Annotated in this window: 17 protein-coding genes; 16 read left to right on the top strand and 1 reads right to left on the bottom strand. The window is 60.0% G+C overall.

Features of this window, described 5'->3' with window-relative positions:
* Nucleotides 1–4 precede the first annotated feature (4 nt).
* From PMI11_RS30225 to PMI11_RS30165, 13 genes are all read left to right on the top strand, one after another.
* Nucleotides 5–415: a hypothetical protein gene (locus PMI11_RS30225; RefSeq protein WP_007825010.1), complete on the top strand. Its 411-nt coding sequence runs from the start codon at nucleotides 5–7 to the stop codon at nucleotides 413–415.
* Between the two features lie 34 nt (nucleotides 416–449).
* Nucleotides 450–1,016 carry a rod-binding protein gene (locus tag PMI11_RS30220; RefSeq protein WP_007825009.1) on the top strand — a complete coding sequence of 189 codons (567 nt, stop codon included), beginning with the start codon at nucleotides 450–452 and terminating at the stop codon, nucleotides 1,014–1,016.
* 11 nt (nucleotides 1,017–1,027) lie between these two features.
* Nucleotides 1,028–1,393, top strand: a complete 366-nt coding sequence (locus PMI11_RS30215) for a hypothetical protein (RefSeq protein WP_007825008.1) — start codon at nucleotides 1,028–1,030, stop codon at nucleotides 1,391–1,393.
* Entirely contained in the window at nucleotides 1,393–1,935 is a 543-nt protein-coding gene (locus PMI11_RS30210; RefSeq protein WP_007825007.1) for a hypothetical protein, read from the top strand. Before PMI11_RS30215 ends, PMI11_RS30210 begins: the two co-directional genes overlap by 1 nt.
* A 290-nt stretch (nucleotides 1,936–2,225) precedes the next feature.
* The gene (locus tag PMI11_RS30205) at nucleotides 2,226–3,074 is read left to right on the top strand and encodes a WecB/TagA/CpsF family glycosyltransferase (protein WP_007825005.1); all 849 of its coding nucleotides are present in this window, start codon (nucleotides 2,226–2,228) and stop codon (nucleotides 3,072–3,074) included.
* A 121-nt stretch (nucleotides 3,075–3,195) separates the two neighbouring features.
* Nucleotides 3,196–4,977 (top strand): succinoglycan biosynthesis protein exop, encoded by a 1,782-nt coding sequence (locus tag PMI11_RS30200; RefSeq protein ID WP_037072499.1) that lies wholly within the window; start codon nucleotides 3,196–3,198, stop codon nucleotides 4,975–4,977.
* 120 nt (nucleotides 4,978–5,097) lie between these two features.
* Complete coding sequence (folD, locus tag PMI11_RS30195; RefSeq protein WP_007825001.1) at nucleotides 5,098–5,997, top strand: bifunctional methylenetetrahydrofolate dehydrogenase/methenyltetrahydrofolate cyclohydrolase FolD; 900 nt, start codon at nucleotides 5,098–5,100, stop codon at nucleotides 5,995–5,997.
* 114 nt (nucleotides 5,998–6,111) lie between these two features.
* Entirely contained in the window at nucleotides 6,112–7,245 is a 1,134-nt protein-coding gene (locus PMI11_RS30190) for an aminomethyltransferase family protein (protein WP_007824999.1), read from the top strand.
* A 12-nt stretch (nucleotides 7,246–7,257) separates the two neighbouring features.
* The gene (locus PMI11_RS30185) at nucleotides 7,258–7,863 is read left to right on the top strand and encodes a dimethylamine monooxygenase subunit DmmA family protein (RefSeq protein ID WP_007824997.1); all 606 of its coding nucleotides are present in this window, start codon (nucleotides 7,258–7,260) and stop codon (nucleotides 7,861–7,863) included.
* A complete protein-coding gene (locus PMI11_RS30180) occupies nucleotides 7,860–8,822 on the top strand; it encodes a PDR/VanB family oxidoreductase (protein ID WP_007824994.1) in 963 nt (320 codons plus the stop codon). The genes PMI11_RS30185 and PMI11_RS30180 overlap by 4 nt, the downstream gene beginning before the upstream one ends.
* 28 nt (nucleotides 8,823–8,850) lie before the next feature.
* Nucleotides 8,851–9,891, top strand: a complete 1,041-nt coding sequence (locus PMI11_RS30175) for a heme-dependent oxidative N-demethylase family protein (protein WP_007824986.1) — start codon at nucleotides 8,851–8,853, stop codon at nucleotides 9,889–9,891.
* A 67-nt stretch (nucleotides 9,892–9,958) separates the two neighbouring features.
* Nucleotides 9,959–11,296 carry an NAD(P)-binding domain-containing protein gene (locus tag PMI11_RS30170; RefSeq protein WP_007824984.1) on the top strand — a complete coding sequence of 446 codons (1,338 nt, stop codon included), beginning with the start codon at nucleotides 9,959–9,961 and terminating at the stop codon, nucleotides 11,294–11,296.
* Nucleotides 11,297–11,414: 118 nt separating this feature from the next.
* Entirely contained in the window at nucleotides 11,415–12,014 is a 600-nt protein-coding gene (locus tag PMI11_RS30165) for a PAS domain-containing protein (protein WP_007824983.1), read from the top strand.
* Between the two features lie 6 nt (nucleotides 12,015–12,020).
* On the opposite strand, the gene PMI11_RS30160 is transcribed toward PMI11_RS30165, so the two are convergent.
* The gene (locus tag PMI11_RS30160; protein WP_007824981.1) at nucleotides 12,021–14,390 is read right to left on the bottom strand and encodes a DUF1989 domain-containing protein; all 2,370 of its coding nucleotides are present in this window, start codon (nucleotides 14,388–14,390) and stop codon (nucleotides 12,021–12,023) included.
* Between the two features lie 247 nt (nucleotides 14,391–14,637).
* Between PMI11_RS30160 and PMI11_RS30155 the strand changes: the two genes are divergently transcribed.
* From PMI11_RS30155 to PMI11_RS30145, 3 genes are all read left to right on the top strand, one after another.
* Nucleotides 14,638–16,422, top strand: a complete 1,785-nt coding sequence (locus tag PMI11_RS30155; protein WP_007824980.1) for an APC family permease — start codon at nucleotides 14,638–14,640, stop codon at nucleotides 16,420–16,422.
* Nucleotides 16,423–16,869: 447 nt separating this feature from the next.
* Nucleotides 16,870–17,862 (top strand): LLM class flavin-dependent oxidoreductase, encoded by a 993-nt coding sequence (locus PMI11_RS30150; protein WP_007824978.1) that lies wholly within the window; start codon nucleotides 16,870–16,872, stop codon nucleotides 17,860–17,862.
* Between the two features lie 23 nt (nucleotides 17,863–17,885).
* Nucleotides 17,886–19,235: an LLM class flavin-dependent oxidoreductase gene (locus PMI11_RS30145; protein ID WP_007824973.1), complete on the top strand. Its 1,350-nt coding sequence runs from the start codon at nucleotides 17,886–17,888 to the stop codon at nucleotides 19,233–19,235.
* The last annotated feature ends 14 nt before the right edge of the window (nucleotides 19,236–19,249 follow it).

The following is a 19,249-nucleotide window of genomic DNA, read 5'->3' as shown; positions in this document are numbered from 1 at the left end:
GGCGATGATCGAGAAGAAGCGTTCCGACAAACTCAAGCGCCTGGTCGCGGTGCAACGGCATCTTGAAAAGATGGCGGAATACGATCTCGCAGAAACCAGCCGCCAGCGCGCCGAAGTCAATGCCTCCATGGATGTCGCCATTCTTGCGCTCGGTTCGCTGGACCCTATCCATCGTGCTTTTTCGCAGAGTTATGCCGACCGATTCGGCAGGCTAAGCATCAAGGACCAGCAGTTGACCGGCATGCAGCAGGTGCACGAAATGCGCCTGACGCGCGAGCGTGCCAAAGGTGACCGGCTTGAAGAAAACATGCTCGATGCCCTCCAGGCAGAGCGTCGCGAAGCAGATGACAATGCGGTTTACGACGTAATCGATCAGCAATTCGCAACGCCAGCCTCCAGCAAGCTTCAAAAATAATAATCGCCACGATCTTACATTAGAGGATTGTAACGTGGCTATTTCACCCCCCAGCGATCTGGTGATGGACGTCGTCAAGGCGGCCGACCCCATGGAGGTTCAGGCTGCCCAGGAAAAGCTGAAGGCCAACCGCGCAGCCTTTGCTGCAACGAGCCTCGCCGACAGCGGCAACGGCTTTTCTTCCGCAGTCGACATTCTCGACCACGTCAAGCAGAAGAGCGGACTGAACAACATTCAGAACCGTACCAAGACCGAGGAAGTACCGGAAACCTACCGGAAGTTCGAGGCCATGGTTCTGCAGAACTTCGTGAAGTCCATGCTGCCGAGCGATGCCGAGAATGTCTTCGGCAAGGGCGCAACGGGTGACATCTGGAAGGGCATGATGGCTGAGCAGCTCGGCAACGTCATGGCCAAGGGTGACGGCATCGGCATCGCCAAGCAGATGTATGCCGAGCAGCTCCATCGCCAGGAAGGCAAGATCGTCAACGCCTCCACGGATGAAGACGATCGCAAGACCGCGATGAGCATGATCGACGAATTTCAGCGCAAGACCTTCGGCACTCCGACTGCCGACAATAAGTCCGCAACAAGCGACGCATAATCGAGGATAAAATGGAAATAGTTTCGAACGAATACAGGATCAAATCCGTTCTCGGACGCCTCGAAATGATAATCGACAATGAGAACACTCGGATCGGCAGCGATCCGCAGTTCGATCTCAAGGTCTCCAATGCACATAAGAGCCGGTGCCTGTACGAGCTCTCGATGCTTTTCCGTGACACCGATCCGGCCGAACTTGCCGCTTCGCATCTGGACCAGCTTCACGGTCTCAAGAAGAAGCTGGTGCTGAACGCCCGTCGCGTCGAAGCGCATCTGGAGGCGGTTCGCGCCGTTGCCGATCTTCTGAAGAATGCCGTGCAGGATGCCGATGCTGACGGCACCTATTCCCAGGAACAGTTTGTCGCGCGGGATGCCTGATGATCAAGCTCGTCCTCACAGGCGTCTGGGTCTGCGCCGTCACCTTGGCATCGGTCTATTTCTCGGTGAACATGGCGACCGCGCCGGCGCCGGCTGCAGCGGATACCAAGCAAAGCGCGCTCGAACTCGTGAAGGGCGAGACCATCACTGTGCCCGTCATCGGCAACGGTGCGGTCAACGGTTATTTCCTCGGTCGCATCTCCTTCATGATGCACAAGGATATGATCGCGGGCCTCAACCTGCCGATCACGGAGATGACGACCGACGAACTCTTCAGCCTGCTCGTCGGTAACAAGATGATCGACGTTTCCAACATCAAGGCCTTCGATCCCGGAGCTTTCCGCGAAGAGATCAAGAAGGGCATGAACGAGCGTCTTGGCGGTGAATATGTGGCCGAAGTCATGCTGGAACAACTCGACTACCTTTCGAAAGAAGACGTGAAGGACACTTCCGGCGGCAAGCCGCAGAAGGTTGGCGCGCCGGTCAAGATCATCGAGACCGCGCCTGCATCCGGAACGCCGGCTCCAGCCGCCAGTCACTGATCACCATCGACCGACCAGTAAAAGGCGGCGCCGAAAGGCGCCGTTTCTGCGTTCATGCCTTGGTTAATGAACTACTTATGCGCGCAGGAAAATCCAAGGATTTTTCCTAAGGGTTGTTTGAAACCGAGTTGGTATAAACGCGGCACAAGCTTGGGAGGATGGCCGCCACGGGGTTGGGGGAGATCGCTTCAGGCAGGACGCTGCTGGTCTTCACAAGACCTCCGCTGCGGAAACGTAGGCTTATTTTCCGGGATGTCGGGCGCATGACGCACCCTCGGCAGGAGGTTGGAATGAATCTGATTGCAAACTTTGCGGTGCTTGCATCGCGGCGGACGATTTTCGATCTGCCGGTCTGCGATCTCGGCTGGGACGACGCGCTGGTTTTCATCAACGAACTGGCTTCCATTCCCGTCGGGCAGACCGTGGTTTGCTTCGTCAACGCCCATAACATGCTGACGGCCCTGCGCGACGATGAGTATTATCAGATCATGTCGCACAACCTCGTTCTGCCTGACGGCATCGGTCTCAATATCGCATCTCAGGTCACGCATGGTTCGCCGTTTCCCGCAAATCTGAATGGCACCGATTTCGTACCGGCCTTCCTGACTTTCATGGAAGCGCCGCGTCGGATCGGCCTTATCGGTGGCACGCGCGCGGTCGTTGAGAAGGCAGCCGAGAACTTTTCCAGGCACGCGCCCTGGCACGAATTCTTCGTGATCTCTGACGGCTTTTTCGACAAGGCCAATCCCGAACCCGTTATCGCCGAGGTGGAGCGCCAGAAGCTCGATATCCTGATCGTTGGCATGGGCACGCCGCTGCAGGAAAAATGGGTTAGCCAGAATATCCGCGCCGATCATGCACGTCTCGTCCTGACGGTCGGTGCACTTTTCGATTTCGTTTCGGGCACCGTGCCACGCGCCCCGAAGACCGTGCGCATGATGCGTCTGGAATGGGCCTACCGCCTGGTACAGGAGCCGACGCGCCTCTGGCGCCGCTATATTCTCGGTATTCCGGTCTTCCTCTTCCGGGTCTTCCAGTATCGCTTCAGCCGGCGTGCGCGCATCCTCAGTCAGCCGGATGAACGGGCGCTAGCTACAGGCGAACAGAAGAGAATCGAGCAGATGAAGAAAGCCGGCTGATTACAGATTTCTGCAGGTTCCGGTTAACCATTTCTTTGCCATGTATATTTAGAGTAGCTTAATCCTCCGCGTCAGCGCGGTTGAGCGAACTCGGCCATCATGCGCATGAGATGTGACGCCAATGCACGATTCCAGGGCGAAAAGCAGTTTCCATGATCGCGCAACCACCTCTTCGCGCGGCCAGCGGCAAAGTCATGCCGAAAAGAGCACCCATCCGCCGGAGGTCCTTCCTTCCGAAGCTGAACTGCTGCGCGCCATAGGCCGGCTGCTCGACGAACAGCGTGCGAAAGCGCGGCAGACCGAACCGCTGGTGGACCGGATCGAAACGATCCTCGGTTCGCGTCTTCAGGCTGCAAACGATATCGCCTCTGCTCCCGCTCCTGAACGCTCTCGTCCTGCGCCAGAGCCAATGACGCAATTCGTCCAGGTTCACCACGTCGCTCCCGTTGAAAAAGCATCCATTTCGACAGCTTCAGGCGAAATGCGGCGCCCGAACTGGATCAGGAGTGCTCTCATCGTGGCTGCCCTCTCGTTTGGCGGCGCTGCCACCCCCATCCTGATGCCATCCTCCCCCGCGTTTTACACCGCAGAAACGACGCTTGCCGTGGATGCAGGCGCAGGTAACCGGGCTGCACTCGTTGGGGATACCGTCAAAAGACTGTCTTCGGTACCTGTCATCACCTCTGCCGTTGCGGCACTGAAGCTGGACCGCGATCCGGAATTTGCCGGTAACAGCGCCAATGCATTGGGTGTGGCCTTCGATCTTCTCTCCGGCAGCGGTGCGGCCGCCGATCCGGCATCGCGTGCAGAGGCCGCGCTGAAATCTGCGATGGCGATTATTCCCGACGACCGCACTGGCACGATCCGTCTGATGGTAACGACAGGCGATGGCGGCAAATCGACGCGCATCGCCATGCGACTGTCCGATGCGGTGACGGGTGGCAGCGCCATGGGCAAAGCGGCCGAGATGGCCACCGCCTTGAAGAAGGAAAATGATCAGGCTCAAGCAGAGCTCACGGCCTTCGGTCAGAAGAACGGCGAGGGCAATGTCAAGGTCGCGACGCAGCTGCAGCGCCAGATCGCCGGGCTCGATGCCGATCTGAAGAATGCCGACGACAATATCCTGACCGCCAAGGAACAGGCCGACAAGCTGAAGGCCGCTAAGCTGGCGGACGTGCTGGAAGGCTCACTCGCTCCGGATATGATCTCGCCCGCCCTGTCGGATCTGCGCGATAGATACGCGATTGCCAAGACCGCATTGGCACAGCTTTCGGCAGACCTCGGACCGCGCCATCCGCGCCTGCTCCAACAGCAGTCCGAGGTCGATGGTCTGAAAGATAACATCGGCAAGGAATTGGCGCGCCTCGCCCAGAACGCAAATGCAGCAGCCAAGGCGGCCGTCGATGCGCGCAGACAGCTCAGCGATCGCCGCAACGCGCTGATTGCCCAGAGCCGCGATACTGGCGTCGATCTCGCCAAGCTGACCGAACTGCGGGAAAAGGCGTCGGCAGCCCGATCGCGCCTGGAAGAGGAGGTCTCCACGACAGGTGCCATCGGTGGTGACGGCCGGGTCACGGTTCGCAAGCCCGCTCTTGTGCTGCCGGTTTCCGGCGACAGTAATTTCGGTTTCAGTGCCTTGGTTGGTGGCTTTGCCGGTTTGGCAGTCGGCCTCGGCCTCGCCTTCGTGCCGCGTTTCTTCCGCCGACAGCCCGAACAGGTGCGGGTCCAAGTTTCCGTCGAGGCTCCAATCCTCACCCCCGTGCCTGAACTTGCACCGGTGCCGGCGTTGGTGCAGACACCAGAGCCGGCGCCGGTCCCGCAAGCGGCTGAGGAGGTCGATGCGCTGCGCTCGCAGATCGCCAGCCTGCGCGATCGCTTGCATGCCTACCAGGTCTCACGGTAAGCGAACGCCCGACCGCAGATTGCTCTTGCATTTGCCGTTTTTAAACGGGATAGGGCGTTATCGGGAAATCATTCCCGACGCGGGCGAATAGACTGGCGCGAAATTGGGCGGAGAAGACGCGTGACGACAGTAATCGACGGCAAGCAGGTTGCCGCTTCCGTAATCGAAACCGTTAAATCGGCAAATGCCGCGCTAGAAGCCGCCAAAGGCGTCCAGGCGGGCCTTGCGGTCATCATTGTCGGCGACGACCCGGCGAGCCACACCTATGTCAGCTCCAAGAGCCGCATGGCCAAGGAATGCGGCTTCAAATCCGTCCAGCACACGCTGCCGGTCGAGACCAGCCAGGAGGAACTTGCAGCCCTCGTCGCCTCGCTCAATGCCGATCCGTCGATCCACGGCATTCTCGTGCAGCTGCCGCTGCCCAAACATCTCGACAGCGAGCCGATCATCCAGTCGATCCTGCCGCAAAAGGATGTCGATGGTTTGAGCGTCGTCAATGCCGGCAAGCTTGCGACCGGCGATCTGAAGACCGGCCTCGTCTCCTGCACGCCGGCCGGTGCCATGGTGTTCGTGCGCCGCACCCATGGTGAGGACCTGTCCGGCCTCAATGCTGTCGTCGTCGGCCGCTCCAACCTGTTTGGCAAGCCGATGGCGCAGCTTCTGCTGAATGCCAATGCGACGATCACCATCGCCCATTCGCGCACGAAGAACCTCGCCGGCATCTGCCGCAACGCCGATATTCTGGTGGCCGCCGTCGGTCGTCCGGAAATGGTCAGGGCCGATTGGGTCAAGCCCGGCGCCACCGTCATCGATGTTGGCATCAATCGCATCGCGGCCCCCGAACGCGGCGAGGGCAAGACCCGGCTCGTCGGCGACGTCGCCTTCGCGGAGGTTTCTCCGGTTGCCGCCGTCATCACCCCGGTTCCCGGTGGCGTCGGCCCGATGACGATCGCCATGCTGATGGCCAACACCGTGATTGCCGCCCATCGTTCGGCAGGGCTCACGCCGCCGGTATTCTAGTGAAAATGCCGCTGGGACAGCCGACAAAAATCACCGGGATCGGCTTGCCACAGCGTGAAAGACGAATATAGTCAGGAAATAAATATTCCGTAGAGGAAATAAGAGGGAACGGAAATGGCATTATCTTGGCGTTTCTCCGCCTTGGCGGATCGGCATCGCGCTCTCGGATCGAAGCTTGAGGACTGGAGCGGCATGGGAACCGCCTGGACCTACGACAAGGACATGTCAGACGAGCATGTCGCGGTCCGCACCAAGGCCGGCATCATGGATGTCTCGGGCCTGAAGAAGGTGCATCTGGTCGGCCCGCATGCGATCGCCGTCCTCGACTATATCACCACCCGCGACATGACGAAGATCTATCCCGGCCGCTCGGTCTACGCGACGATGCTGAACGACCGCGGTCACTTCACCGACGATTGCATCGTCTACCGCACCGGCCCGAATTCCTGGATGCTGGTGCACGGCTCCGGCTCCGGCCATGAGGAGATCGTCAAGCAGGCCGCCGGCCGCAATTGCGCCGTGCTCTTCGACGACGACCTGCATGATCTCTCGCTGCAGGGACCGCTCGCGGTCGACTACCTCGCCAAATATGTGCCCGGCATCCGCGACCTCAAATATTTCCATCACATGCAGACGACCCTGTTCGGCGCCCCGGTCATGATCTCGCGCACCGGCTATACCGGCGAGCGCGGCTACGAGATCTTCGTGCGTGGCCAGGATGCCGTCATGGTCTGGGATCGGATCGTCGCCGAAGGCGCCGATATGGGCATCATCCCCTGCTGCTTCTCTGTGCTCGACATGCTGCGCGTCGAGAGCTACCTGCTCTTCTATCCCTACGACAACTCGCAGATGTATCCCTTTGCCGACCAGCCGCCCGGCGATAGCCTGTGGGAGCTTGGCCTCGATTTCACGGTCAGCCCCGGCAAGACCGGCTTCCGTGGCGCCGAGGAACATGCGCGGCTAAAGGGCAAGGAACGCTTCAAGATCTTCGGCATGCTGATCGATGCCGACGGCCCGGCCGATCTCGGCGACGAAGTCTACGCCGACGGAAAAAAGGTCGGCGTCATCACCTGCCCGAGCTATTCTGCGCTGACGAAGAAGTCGATGGCGATCGCCCGTCTCGACGTCGACAAGGCCGTCCAGGGCACGAAGCTCGAGGTGCGCGGCAAGACCCTGAAGACCAGCGCGATTGCCCATGCGCTGCCCTTCGACGATCCGGAAAAGAAGAAGAGGACGGCGGTCGGTTAAGGAGGCGAAGGCATGCTTGTCGAAGGCATCAAGAGCCGGCCGGTCTACAAGGGTCTCACAATCCAGCCGCATGCCCGGCATCATATTTTCGCACTGGAGGGGGAGGGCGCACATGCACTCCTCGACCAGAAAGAGGCACTTGACGCAGGCATTCTTTCTCGCAGCGAGATCCTCTATGTTGCTCGCGGTTCACAGGGAGCCGGTCATGACGAGGCGCTTCGCCATCTCGACGCCGACATGTTCTTCGTTGCCCCGACGATTGCCACTCTGCTCTTTCGATTGAAGGGATCGCTGGCAACAGCCCATATGGGGACGAGGCTCTATATATCAGGCACCGAAGGTTTCATCGGTCAGGCGATGATGGTCGCCCTCGATCATGGCATGGACCACGCCTCGATCATTGCGGAACATCGTGGATCTCTCGCGCGGCGGGTGCAATGCGTGCATTGCAAGGGCATCACCGAGAACGTCACGCATAGCCCGTTTACCTGCAGCCATTGCGGCCTGCCGCTCCTCGTACGTGACCACTATTCGCGCCGGCTCGGCGCCTTCCAGGGCGTCAATATCGATGCCGAAGAGCCGGGTAGCGCCCCTGATCCGGAGGAATTGTTCCTGTGAGCGGTGGTACAGAAATTCCTGTCCGCGTAACGAAGGTGACGCCGGTCGTCGACCGCATCAAGCGCTTCCGTTTCGAACGCCTCGATGGCCGGCCGATGCCCTATTTTTCCGGCGGAGCACATATCATCGTCTCGATGAATGACGAAGGCCATATGCGACGCAATGCCTATTCGCTGATGTCGCCGCCGCAGGATTGTTCGGCCTATGAGATCAGCGTGCTGCATGTCGAGAATTCCCGCGGCGGCTCGACCTTCATGCACGAGAAGGTGCGCGAAGGAGACGAGATGAAGGTCTCCTATCCGGTCAACCTCTTTCAGCCGGACTGGCGTGCCCGCAAGCATCTTCTGATCGCCGGCGGGATCGGTATTACGCCCTTCATCGCGATGATGGAGCAGTTTTCCCGCGAGGGTGCCAATTTCGAGCTGCATTATGCGGTACGCTCCCACGATCGTGGCGCTTATTGCCGGGAACTGGTCGACCGCTACGAGCATCGGGTTAAGATCTATTGCGATGCGGAGAGCAACTTCATTCCTCTCGCCCGCCTGCTCGACAGCCAGCCGCTCGGCACGCATCTTTATGTCTGCGGCCCCTCGGGCATGATTGATGGCGTATTGAGAGCGGGATTGGAGGCCGGCTGGCCGGAGCAGAACCTGCATTCGGAACGGTTTCTATCCTCCCAGCCGGGCAAGCCCTTCGACATAGAGCTGCTGCGGTCGGAAAAGACGGTTCATGTCGGCCATCACGAAAGCATGCTGGAGGCGATCGAGGCGGCGGGCGTTGACGCGCCCTTCCTCTGTCGAGGAGGCGCCTGCGGACAATGCGAAACGGTAGTTGCGGCCTGCGAGGGCAGGCTCCTGCATCAGGATGTCTATCTGACTGACGAAGAAAAGGCCTCCGGCCGCAAGGTGATGATCTGTGTCTCCCGCTTCGAGGGAAACAGGCTCAGCCTCGACCTCTAGAGCTGAAAGCGGAACAAGGAGAACGGACATGGCCATCGCCTTCAAACAAGAAACCTTCCGCGACGACTTCACTTATCGCAACAGCCCGGAAAACATTCGGCGCTTTCCGTTTCCCTTCGATCGCGACGAATACATGTATTCGGTCAACATGGAGCCGCATGTGAAGGGCCGTGAAGGCACCGTCTTCGAAAGCCTCATCGATGTCGACGAACATTACGTCGCCGAGATGCAGGATCGGGCGCTGGTGCTGAAGGAAGATCCGCTGCGCTATCAGGCACTGCCGCATATGATGACGGCGCAATGGGATACGCTGGAACTCCTGATGGAAGAGCAGGCTGCCGGCTATCCCGAGCATTTCACGCTGATCAGGAACGGCGACCAGTGGCGCTGGATCAACCGGCCGCTCGGCATCGACGACAGTTTCACCTTCGGCGACCGTTCGACGCTGCCCTATGAGCCGCTTGAATACATCACCCGCCAGGCTCAGGGAGATTTCTGCATCGTCGACCAGCGTGACGGCAATCTCTGGATGGATGCCGGCATGGTGACGACCCAGGCCGACTGGTCGCTGGATTTCGATATCGGCATGAATTTCATGGAATGGCATGGTCCGGTGCCGCTCGCCCACCAGATCGGCGTCTTCGACAGGGCGCTCAAATTCCTCCTGAACCTGCAGCAGGGCAAGCCGACGCGCCGTTTCAACTGGACGATGACCATCAACCCGCGGCTGGATACCAGTCCGGAGAACTATCACAAATGGGGACCGGACCGTACGACGGTGACATCAGAGAATGTCGGGGAGAAGGTGCATCTGCGCGTAGAGCTGCAGAGCCTCTGGCGCCTGCCGCGCTCGAACGCGATCCTCTTCGTCATCCGTTGCTACCTGATGAATATGGAGGAGCTGGTGACGGTGCCGAAATGGGCGCGCCGCTTTCCGCGCGTGCTGAAAACCCTGCCAGTAGAGCTCATCGACTACAAGGGACTGACCCGCTATCGCGAGACGACCATCGACTGGCTTTCCAGATTTGACGACGGCGCGCCGACAAGCCCCGGCATCTTTCCTGACTAGTGCCGGGCGGGTGGCGAACGACTGCATAAGATAAGAATGTCGATATAATCGAAAAGGGGAATGCTTCATGACAAGAGTTGCCGTCATCGGCGCCGGTCCTTCCGGGCTTGCCCAGTTACGGGCCTTCCAGTCGGCCGCAAAGAAGGGTGCGGAGATCCCGGAGATCGTCTGCTTCGAAAAGCAGTCCGACTGGGGCGGGCTTTGGAACTATACTTGGCGCACCGGGCTCGACGAATATGGCGAGCCGGTTCACGGCAGCATGTATCGTTATCTCTGGTCGAACGGACCGAAGGAATGCCTGGAATTTGCTGACTATTCCTTCGAGGAGCATTTCGGCAAGCCGATCGCCTCCTATCCGCCGCGCGCCGTGCTCTGGGATTATATCAAGGGCCGCGTCGAGAAGGCGAATGTCCGCCATTGGGTGCGCTTCAATACGCCTGTTCGCATGGTGCGTTTCGATGAGGGCACGAAGAAATTCACGGTCACTGCGCACAACCGCCTCGAAGACCATATGTACGACGAGGAATTCGACTATGTCGTGGTGGCGAGCGGCCACTTCTCGACCCCGAATGTCCCTTATTTCGAGGGCGTGAAGACCTTCAACGGCCGCGTCCTGCATGCCCACGACTTTCGCGATGCTTTGGAATTCAAGGGCAAGGATATCCTCATTGTCGGCCGCAGCTACTCGGCCGAGGATATCGGTTCGCAATGCTGGAAATACGGCGCCAAGTCGGTCACCACGAGCTATCGGTCGAAGCCGATGGGTTTCAACTGGCCGGATAACTTCGAAGAGCGGCCGTTGCTCACCAGGCTCGAAAACCGCACCGCCCATTTCCTCGACGGTTCGACGAAGGAAGTGGATGCGCTGATCCTATGTACGGGATACCAGCATCACTTTCCCTTCCTGCCCGACGAGTTGAGGCTCAAGACCGCCAACCGCCTCTGGGCCGACCACCTCTACAAGGGAGTGGTCTTCGACGAGAATCCGCAGCTTTTCTATATCGGCATGCAGGATCAGTTCTACACCTTCAACATGTTCGACGTGCAGGCCTGGTGGGCCCGCGACGTCATGATGGGCCGTATCAAATTGCCGCCGGAAGAGGAGCTGAAGGCGAATTTCGACATGTGGCGGGCCCGCGAGGAGACGCTCGAGGATGCCGAGCAGATGATCTGGTATCAGGGTGACTATGTGAAGGAACTGCTCGCCGAAACCGACTATCCGAGCTTCGACATCGAGGGGACCAACAAGACCTTCATGGAGTGGGAGCATCACAAGGCCCACAACATCATGGGGTTCCGCGACCATGCCTACCGGTCGCTGATGACCGGCAACATGTCGCCGACGCATCACACACCCTGGGTCGAGGCGCTCGACGATTCCATGGAGGAATATCTGCGCAACTGATCTTTCCCAGGCTCCCGCGTAACCGAGAAAGGGTCGTCCGTCGCGGCCCTTTCCGGCGTGTTTGAAATGAGACGAAGCAAACCCGATCTGCAACTCATTTTCTCAAGGCGTGGTCTTTATGGATTTTCAGAGCAGTGTTCTCGGCCGCATGAGCGGTTTTCTCTATCGCTGCCGCGCGGATGAAAACTATACGATGCTGGAGATGACCGATGGCATCGAACGCATCTTCGGCTATCCGCCCGAAGAGATCATCGGCAACACCACACGCACCTTCACCTCGATCATGTGCGAGGAGGATGTGCCGCTGATGGATGAGGTCGTCGGCATCGCGCTGGAAAGCCGCACCGACTGGACGATGGAATATCGTATCCGCCACCGTGACGGACATTACGTCTGGGTGACGGAGACGGGAGGCGGCGTTTGGGACGAAAACGGCGAGCTGCTCTATCTCGAGGGCAGCATCATCAACATCGAGTCACTCTACCGGCGCATCGACGAGCAGACTGCCGGCATGCGCATCACTGCCTCGAAGACCAGCGAGATCCTGCACTCGCTGCGCTACCTGAAGCTGCTCGCCGTCAATGCCGGGATCGAGGCCGCAAGGGCGGGGACGGCGGGATCCGGCTTCGCCGTGCTCGCCGCCGAGATGCGCCAGCTTGCCAACTCCTCCGAAGAGGCAGCGAGGGCGATTACCAGCGCCCAGCGCAGGGCGGAGTAAAGGTTTTTACGAACGCGGCCGGGTCTTCTGCGGGTCGTAGTGTGACAGCGGCACCACCACCGCCGGCAGGCGCTTCTGCTGGCCGTCGAGCTTGCCGATCTCAACCTCAGTGCCGACGGCGGCATGGGTGACGTTGACGCGGGCGAGCGCAATCGTCTTGCCGAGGATCGGAGAGCGCGTCGCGCTGGTGACAACGCCGATCTGGGCGCGGCCGAGATGGATGCAATCGCCGTGGCCGACCGTTTCGTTCGCCTGCACATCCAGGCCAACCATCAGGTGGCGCGGATGCTCCTTGCGGCGCAGGAGCGCCTCGCGGCCGATGAAATCGTCCTGCTTGGACTTGAGCGGCACGGTGAAGCCGATTCCGGCCTCGAACGGATCGGTCTGATCGTCGAATTCGTGATGGGCGAAGACGAGGCCCGCCTCGATGCGGACCATGTCGAGCGCTTCAAGCCCCATCGGCTTCAACCCATAGGGTTCGCCGGCCTTCCAGACCGCATCGAAGACGGTCAGCGCATCCTTCGGATGACAGAAGATCTCGTAGCCGAGTTCGCCGGTATAGCCGGTACGCGAGACGACGACAGGCGCGCCTTCAAAGCCACCGATGCGCCCGACGGTAAAGCGGAACCATTCGAGCTCGCCGATATCGGGCTGGCGTGGCGCCGTCCAGATGATCTCCTTGAGAATGTCGCGGCTCTTTGGTCCCTGTAGGGCGATATTGTGCATCTGGTCCGTCGAGGAGCGCACCCAGGCCTTGAAGCCCTTCTTCTCTGCCTGTTCGCGCAGCCATATGCCGCTGTAGTCGTCGCCGCCGATCCAGCGGAAATTCTTGTCGCCGAGGCGGAAGAGCGTGCCGTCGTCGATCATGCCGCCGTGCTCGTAGCACATGGCGGAATAGACGACCTGTCCGGTCGACAGCTTGCGCACGTCACGCGTCAGGCAGTATTGCAGCAGTTCCTCGGCATCTGGACCCGTCACTTCGAATTTGCGCAACGGCGACAGGTCGATGACGGCGGCCTTCTCGCGGCAGGCCCAATATTCCTCGACCGGACCTTCGGAGGAAAACCGGTTTGGCAGCCAGTAGCCGCGATATTCGGTGTAATCCCGCGTCAGTGCCGCAAGGCGAGGGTGGAAAGCGGTTTCCCGCGTCAGTTCTGCATCAGCGTCAGGGGTCATGCGATAGGCTACCGCTCTTGAGAATTTCTCTTTTCCGGAAAAGGTGCGGACGTGGATGTCGGTCGGGTCCCAGCCATTGGCCGCATCGATATCGTCCGGGCAGGAGGAGGAAACACAGACGAGATCGGTCATCGCCCGCATCAGCACATAATCGCCCGGCCGAGACCACGGCTCGTCGAGGTAGAGCTGGTTGTTGTGGTCGATGTTCGTATTGTAGAAATAGTTGAGCGCCTCCCAGCCTTTGCGGCCGGATATGCCGTACGGCGCCAGCGCCGTATTGAAATTGTCGGTGCAATTGACATGGCCGGGATAGCCCATGTCGTCGTAGTAGCGTGAATTGCAGGCGGTCGCGAATGCGTCATGGCGGCCGACCGTGTCCTGCACGATCTCCACCAACGGCTCGAAGTCGCGGTCGAACGCTTTCGACGGCAGGCCGGGGGCGGGATAGCTACGGCCAAGCAGGGTGCGGGTGACGGTGGAATCGAGCGCAAGATCGAGACCCTTGTCGATCTTGCGTGCGGCAAAGGCCTGAAAATCAGTGCATTGCCTCCCGTAGACATCGATGATCTGGATGAACTCTCCGGCACGGACGAAATAGGCTGAGGCGGTCGCCGCCTTGATGCGGATGTCCTCGATTGGATCGGCCATCGGCTCGGGGAGGGCCGCGGCATAGTCGCGGATCAGCCTGCTGCGCCTGATGCGGATCTCGATCGGCGTTGCCGTATCCTGCGCGTCCGGCGACATCGCCGTCGCAGGTGCGGCGGCAATCAGCAGACCCTTCATCGTGATCGCAAACTCCGCCCTGCTGCCGGGAGTGGAAGCTTCGCTGAAAATGCGGATCGCGCCTGCCGTGCCAAAATCAGCTCCGCGTCGCTGAAGCGCCGTGCGGGTCCGGGCGGCACTCTCATCATCGGAAGAGAGAATGGCCTTCAGTCCGTCGGCCGAACCGGTGAAGGCGGCGCCGAGACCGGCCGATTGAAACCGGCCGTTTTCGTCGAGGAAGGAAAGCTCGCAGGCCTGTCCGCCTTCGCTGTCGATCAGGGTAACGTGGTCGCCTGCCTCGACGCGAACAACAAGGGATCCACCGCCCTTGCAGCGGTAACGCTCAACACCCTCGGGTAGCGCGGGGATACCGGGATAGCGGATGATACTTGCCGATACGGGCCGCACCCCAACGATCCCGGGATGGAGATCTCGCATATGATCCTCATGGGATTGATGTGCCCTCCGGCACGCAAATCATGCTGACAAAATGCCGGTCGAAAGTAAAGGCATGTTGACTAAAAAGAAAATATCTTCACTATGCATAAAGGGTCGAGACTCGGAAATCCGCTCGGGAACGCGGATCGAGAAAATGCCGGGCAGCCCATGCAATGCCACGGGAGGCGCGTTCAGGGAGACGTACGCAAAGCTACGTCCCGAACAAATAGAATGGGGAATTTCACCGATGACGGATATCGTGGACGCCGGCGTTGCCGCCGGTACCGAAGGTAAACTTATACGCGCGCTTGACTGGAAGGGCGCGTTTTGGGTGGCAGCCGGCGTGCCACCGCTTGTTCTCTTCTCCATCGGCGGTATTGCGGGCACGACCGGCAAGCTCGCCTTTGTGGTCTGGATCATCTCGATGATCATGGGCTTCCTGCAATCCTTCACCTATGCCGAAATCGCCGGCATGTTCGGCAACAAGTCGGGCGGCGCATCGGTCTATGGCGCCACGGCCTGGCTGCGCTATTCGAAATTCATCGCGCCGCTGTCCGTCTGGTGCAACTGGTTTGCCTGGTCTCCGGTGCTTTCGCTCGGCTGCGCCATTGCGGCCGGATATATCCTCAATGCCTTCTTCCCGATCCCGGCAGCGGATTCGCAGGCGGTCCTCGCCTGGATCAGCGCGCATGCCGCTTCGATCACGGCCGATAGCCCCCGCGTCGCCGAATATATTGCTGCCCATGCTGGCACTTCGCCTGAGGATGCGGTCAAGGCACTGCTGAGCGCGGACGGCGTCGCCGCGCTGACGCCGGCGATCCGCAGCTGGTCGCTCGTCAGCTTCAGCATTCCCTTCCTCGCCACCGCCAATATCAACGCCACCTTCTTCATCGGGGGCATCCTGATGCTGATCATCTTTGCGATCCAGCATCGCGGCATCTCCGAGACGGCGAGCGTTCAGAAATGGCTGGCGATCATCGTGCTCGTACCGCTGCTCATCATCGGTCTCTATCCGATCATCAGCGGCCAGATCGTTGGCGCCAACGTCACCGGGCTGGTTCCGCCGACGGCGGCCTATGCCGGCACCGACGGTACCTGGAGCAATGGCGGCTGGACGCTCTTCCTCGGTGGTCTCTATATCGCCGCCTGGTCGACATACGGTTTCGAGACTGCGGTCTGCTATACGCGCGAATTGAAGAACCCTAAGACGGATACCTTCAAGGCGATCTTCTATTCCGGCCTTGCTTGCTGCCTGTTCTTCTTCCTCGTACCTTTCGCCTTCCAGGGCGTGCTCGGTCATGCGGGCATGCTGGCGCCGGGCATCATTGACGGCACGGGCGTCGCCGAGGCACTCGGCGGACTGATCGGCGCCGGCCGTATCGTCACCCAACTTCTCGTCGTGCTGATGATCATGGCGCTTTTCCTCGCCATCATGACGGCGATGGCAGGCTCCTCGCGCACGCTCTACCAAGGCTCGAAGGATGGCTGGCTGCCGAAATATCTCGACCATGTCAACGAACACGGCGCCCCGACCCGGGCGATGTGGACGGACTTTGCCTTCAATCTTTTCCTGTTGGCGATCGCGTCCGATGCAGGCGGCTATTTCTTCGTGCTCGCCGTCTCCAATGTCGGTTACATCATCTTCAACTTCCTGAACCTTAATTCCGGCTGGATCCATCGCATGGATTCTGGTCATGTCGAGCGTCCCTGGAAGGCCCCCACCTGGCTGATCGGCGTCAATACCGTGCTTGCCTTCGTCAACGCGCTCTTCCTCGGCGCCGGCGCCAAGGTCTGGGGCTACGCCAACGCGCTCTGGGTCGGCTTCATCTTCGCCGCGCTTATCCTGCCGGTTTTCGCCTATCGCCACTACGTCCGCGACGGAGGAAAATTCCCGCCGGGCGCTATGGACGACCTCGGTCTCGTGGGCCAGGACCTCGGTGTCAAAAAGGCCGGGATATTGCCATACTTGGCGCTTGCCGGTGGCCTCGCCATCGTATTGATCGCCAATTGGATCTTCCAATTGCCCGCTTAAGGATCGTTGGCCCGGGTATTCTGACAGGTTTGTCTGATGTTCGGGCTCGGGCAGAAACCATATGCATGCAGACCGGCGTCAGTTGGAAACGGCTGACGCCGGTCTGCATGCATATATGTGGTGTCAGGACCTGCCGGGGCTCGGCGGCGCCGATCAGAGATCGAGAAACACTTTTCACTATGTAATCCCTAAATAGCATTCATAACCTCCTGTGCCGTCCATCGCCGGCGTGGTCGGATCTGCTCGCCCTTTTGGCTTGTCGGCATCGGTCGTGGCTCCCGAGGCGCGTGATCCGCCTGTCGGTGAGATGCGTTTTGAACTTCGCTTTCCCTTCCGTCTCCCAAACGCTTTTTCCTGCCGCTGCCCTGAAATGAGAAAGCGATTTCTTATAATCCATATTATCTACTGTTTTTATAGATTATATGGACTCGAATGAGGCGTTTTCGCATGACCTATTTTCTCAGCCTTCTCGACAAGAGCCCGATCGAACAGGGAAAAAGCGCTAGCGAAGCCTTGCAGGCAAGCGTGCGGCTGGCGATCCGGGCCGAGGAACTCGGCTATCACCGGTTCTGGGTCGCCGAGCATCACAATATGTCCAACCTGGCGAGTTCTGCGCCGGAGACACTGATTGCCTATCTCCTGGCGCGAACTTCGAAAATTCGCATCGGGTCGGGTGGGGTGATGCTCCAGCATTACAGCGCCTACAAAGTGGCCGAGACGTTCAATCTTCTCGCCTCGCTTGCGCCCGGCCGCGTCGACCTCGGCGTCGGCAAGGCGCCAGGCGGCTTTCCGCTGTCGACGCGGGCTCTTCAGGCGGCTTTCGATCCTGAAAGAAAGCCGGATTTCGCTGTCCAGCTTTCTGATATCAACACCTATCTTGCGGCTGATCCCGACTATGAAGGTGCGCAGGCGACGCCCTTTCCACCTCATGCGCCGGAGCGCTTCCTTCTCGGCGCAAGCGTAGAGAGCGCAGTGCTTGCCGCCGAGAAAGGCTGGGAGTTGGTTTTTGCCGGCCATCTCAACGGCGATCCGGAGAATCTGCGCAAAACTTTCGAAGCCTATGAACAAGCCTCCGGTGGCAAGAAGCCGATCCTGGCGCTGGCTGCCTTCGCAGCCGACAGTGAGGAACAGGCGCGCGAGCGCGTCGGCAATCTGCGCATCGTCAAGGTCTTCCTGCCGAACGGCCAGACCGTAAATGTCGGCAGTGAAGAGCAGGCGGCCGAATTCGCAAGACAGGCCGGTGTCACCGAGTATCGCATCGAGGAAAAAGTGCCGAGCGTGCTGCACGGCACCGCGGCCCAGATCCGCAAGGAACTGGACGAGCTGCATCGCCGCTACGGGGTCAAGGAATTCGTTCTCGATACACCGGCGCTCGCCGCTTCGGAACGGCTTTCCTCGATCGAATTGCTCGCCAAGGAACGGCTTTCCCTCGCAGCCTGACCATCCCCAGGAGGATTGAACCCATGGCCAAGAAGAAAATCACTTTCGGTATCATGCTGCAGGGCCCAGGCGGCCATATGAATGCCTGGAAACATCCAAGCGGCCCGGCTGACGCCAGCACCAATTTCGACTTTTTCGTCAAGACGGCGCGTAAGGCCGAGGACGCCGGTATCGCCTTCGCCTTCGTTGCCGACGGCCTTTATATCAACGAACAATCGATCCCGCACTTTCTCAACCGGTTCGAGCCGCTGACGATCCTGGCCGCGCTTGCGGCGTCGACCTCGAAGATCGGCCTGGTCGGCACGGTTTCCACTTCCTACAGCGATCCCTTCACGATCGCCCGCCAGTTCGCCTCGATCGATCTGGTTAGCGGCGGCCGTGCCGGCTGGAATGCCGTGACCTCGCCACTCGAGGGCTCGGGTCGCAACTATGGGCGTGAACATCCCGAGCACGAGCTGCGTTACGAGATAGCCGAGGAATATATCGACGCCATCAAGGGTCTCTGGGACTCCTGGGATGACGATGCCTTCGTGCGCGACCGTCAGAGCGGCGTCTACGCCGACAAGACCAAACTGCACCGGCTGAACCACAAGGGGCGCTTCTTCCGCATCGAAGGGCCGCTCAATATCGGTCGCTCGAAACAGGGCCAGCCGGTGGTCTTCCAGGCGGGCGCCTCAGATTCCGGTATCCGGCTCGCCGGCAAACATGCCGATGCGGTCTTCACCAACGGCGGACCGATCGAGGAAGCGCAGGTTTTCTACAAGCAACTCAAGCAGAGCGCGATCGCGCAAGGGCGACGGACCGCAGAGATCGGCGTCTATCCCGGCATCGGCCCGATCGTCGGCTCGACGACAGAGGAAGCGGAGGCCAAGTATCAGGCGATCCGCAATCTCGTCACCATCGAAGAGGCGCTGCTCTATCTCGGCCGCTTCTTCGACCATCATGATTTCAGCGCCTATCCGCTCGACGAACCTTTCCCTGATATTGGCGATATCGGCCGCAACAACTTCCGTGCCACGACGGACCGGATCAAGAAGACGGCGCGCGAAAAGGGGCTCATCCTCCGGGATGTCGCGCTCGACGCGGCAACGCCGCGCACGGCGTTCATCGGTACTGCGGATCATATCGCCAACGAGATCATCCGCTGGATCGACGGTGAGGCTGCCGATGGTTTCATCCTCGGTTTCCCCGTCATCGCCGAAGGCTTCGATGATTTCTCCCGCCATGTGCTGCCGATCCTCGAAAAGCGCGGCTACTTCGATCCGGTCCTGAAGGGCGAGACGCTCCGTGATCATCTGGGGTTGCCCTTCCGCGAGAGCCGCTATGCGACAGATGCCAGTGAGGTCGAACAGGGAAAGGCTGCCAGCGCCTGAGGCGTGGCGGACAA

Source organism: Rhizobium sp. CF142 (assembly GCF_000281145.1).
In the GTDB taxonomy this organism is placed as follows: Bacteria; Pseudomonadota; Alphaproteobacteria; order Rhizobiales; family Rhizobiaceae; genus Rhizobium.
The sequence above is the reverse complement of the archived record's forward strand: the minus strand, read 5'-3'. Positions and strand labels throughout refer to the sequence as shown.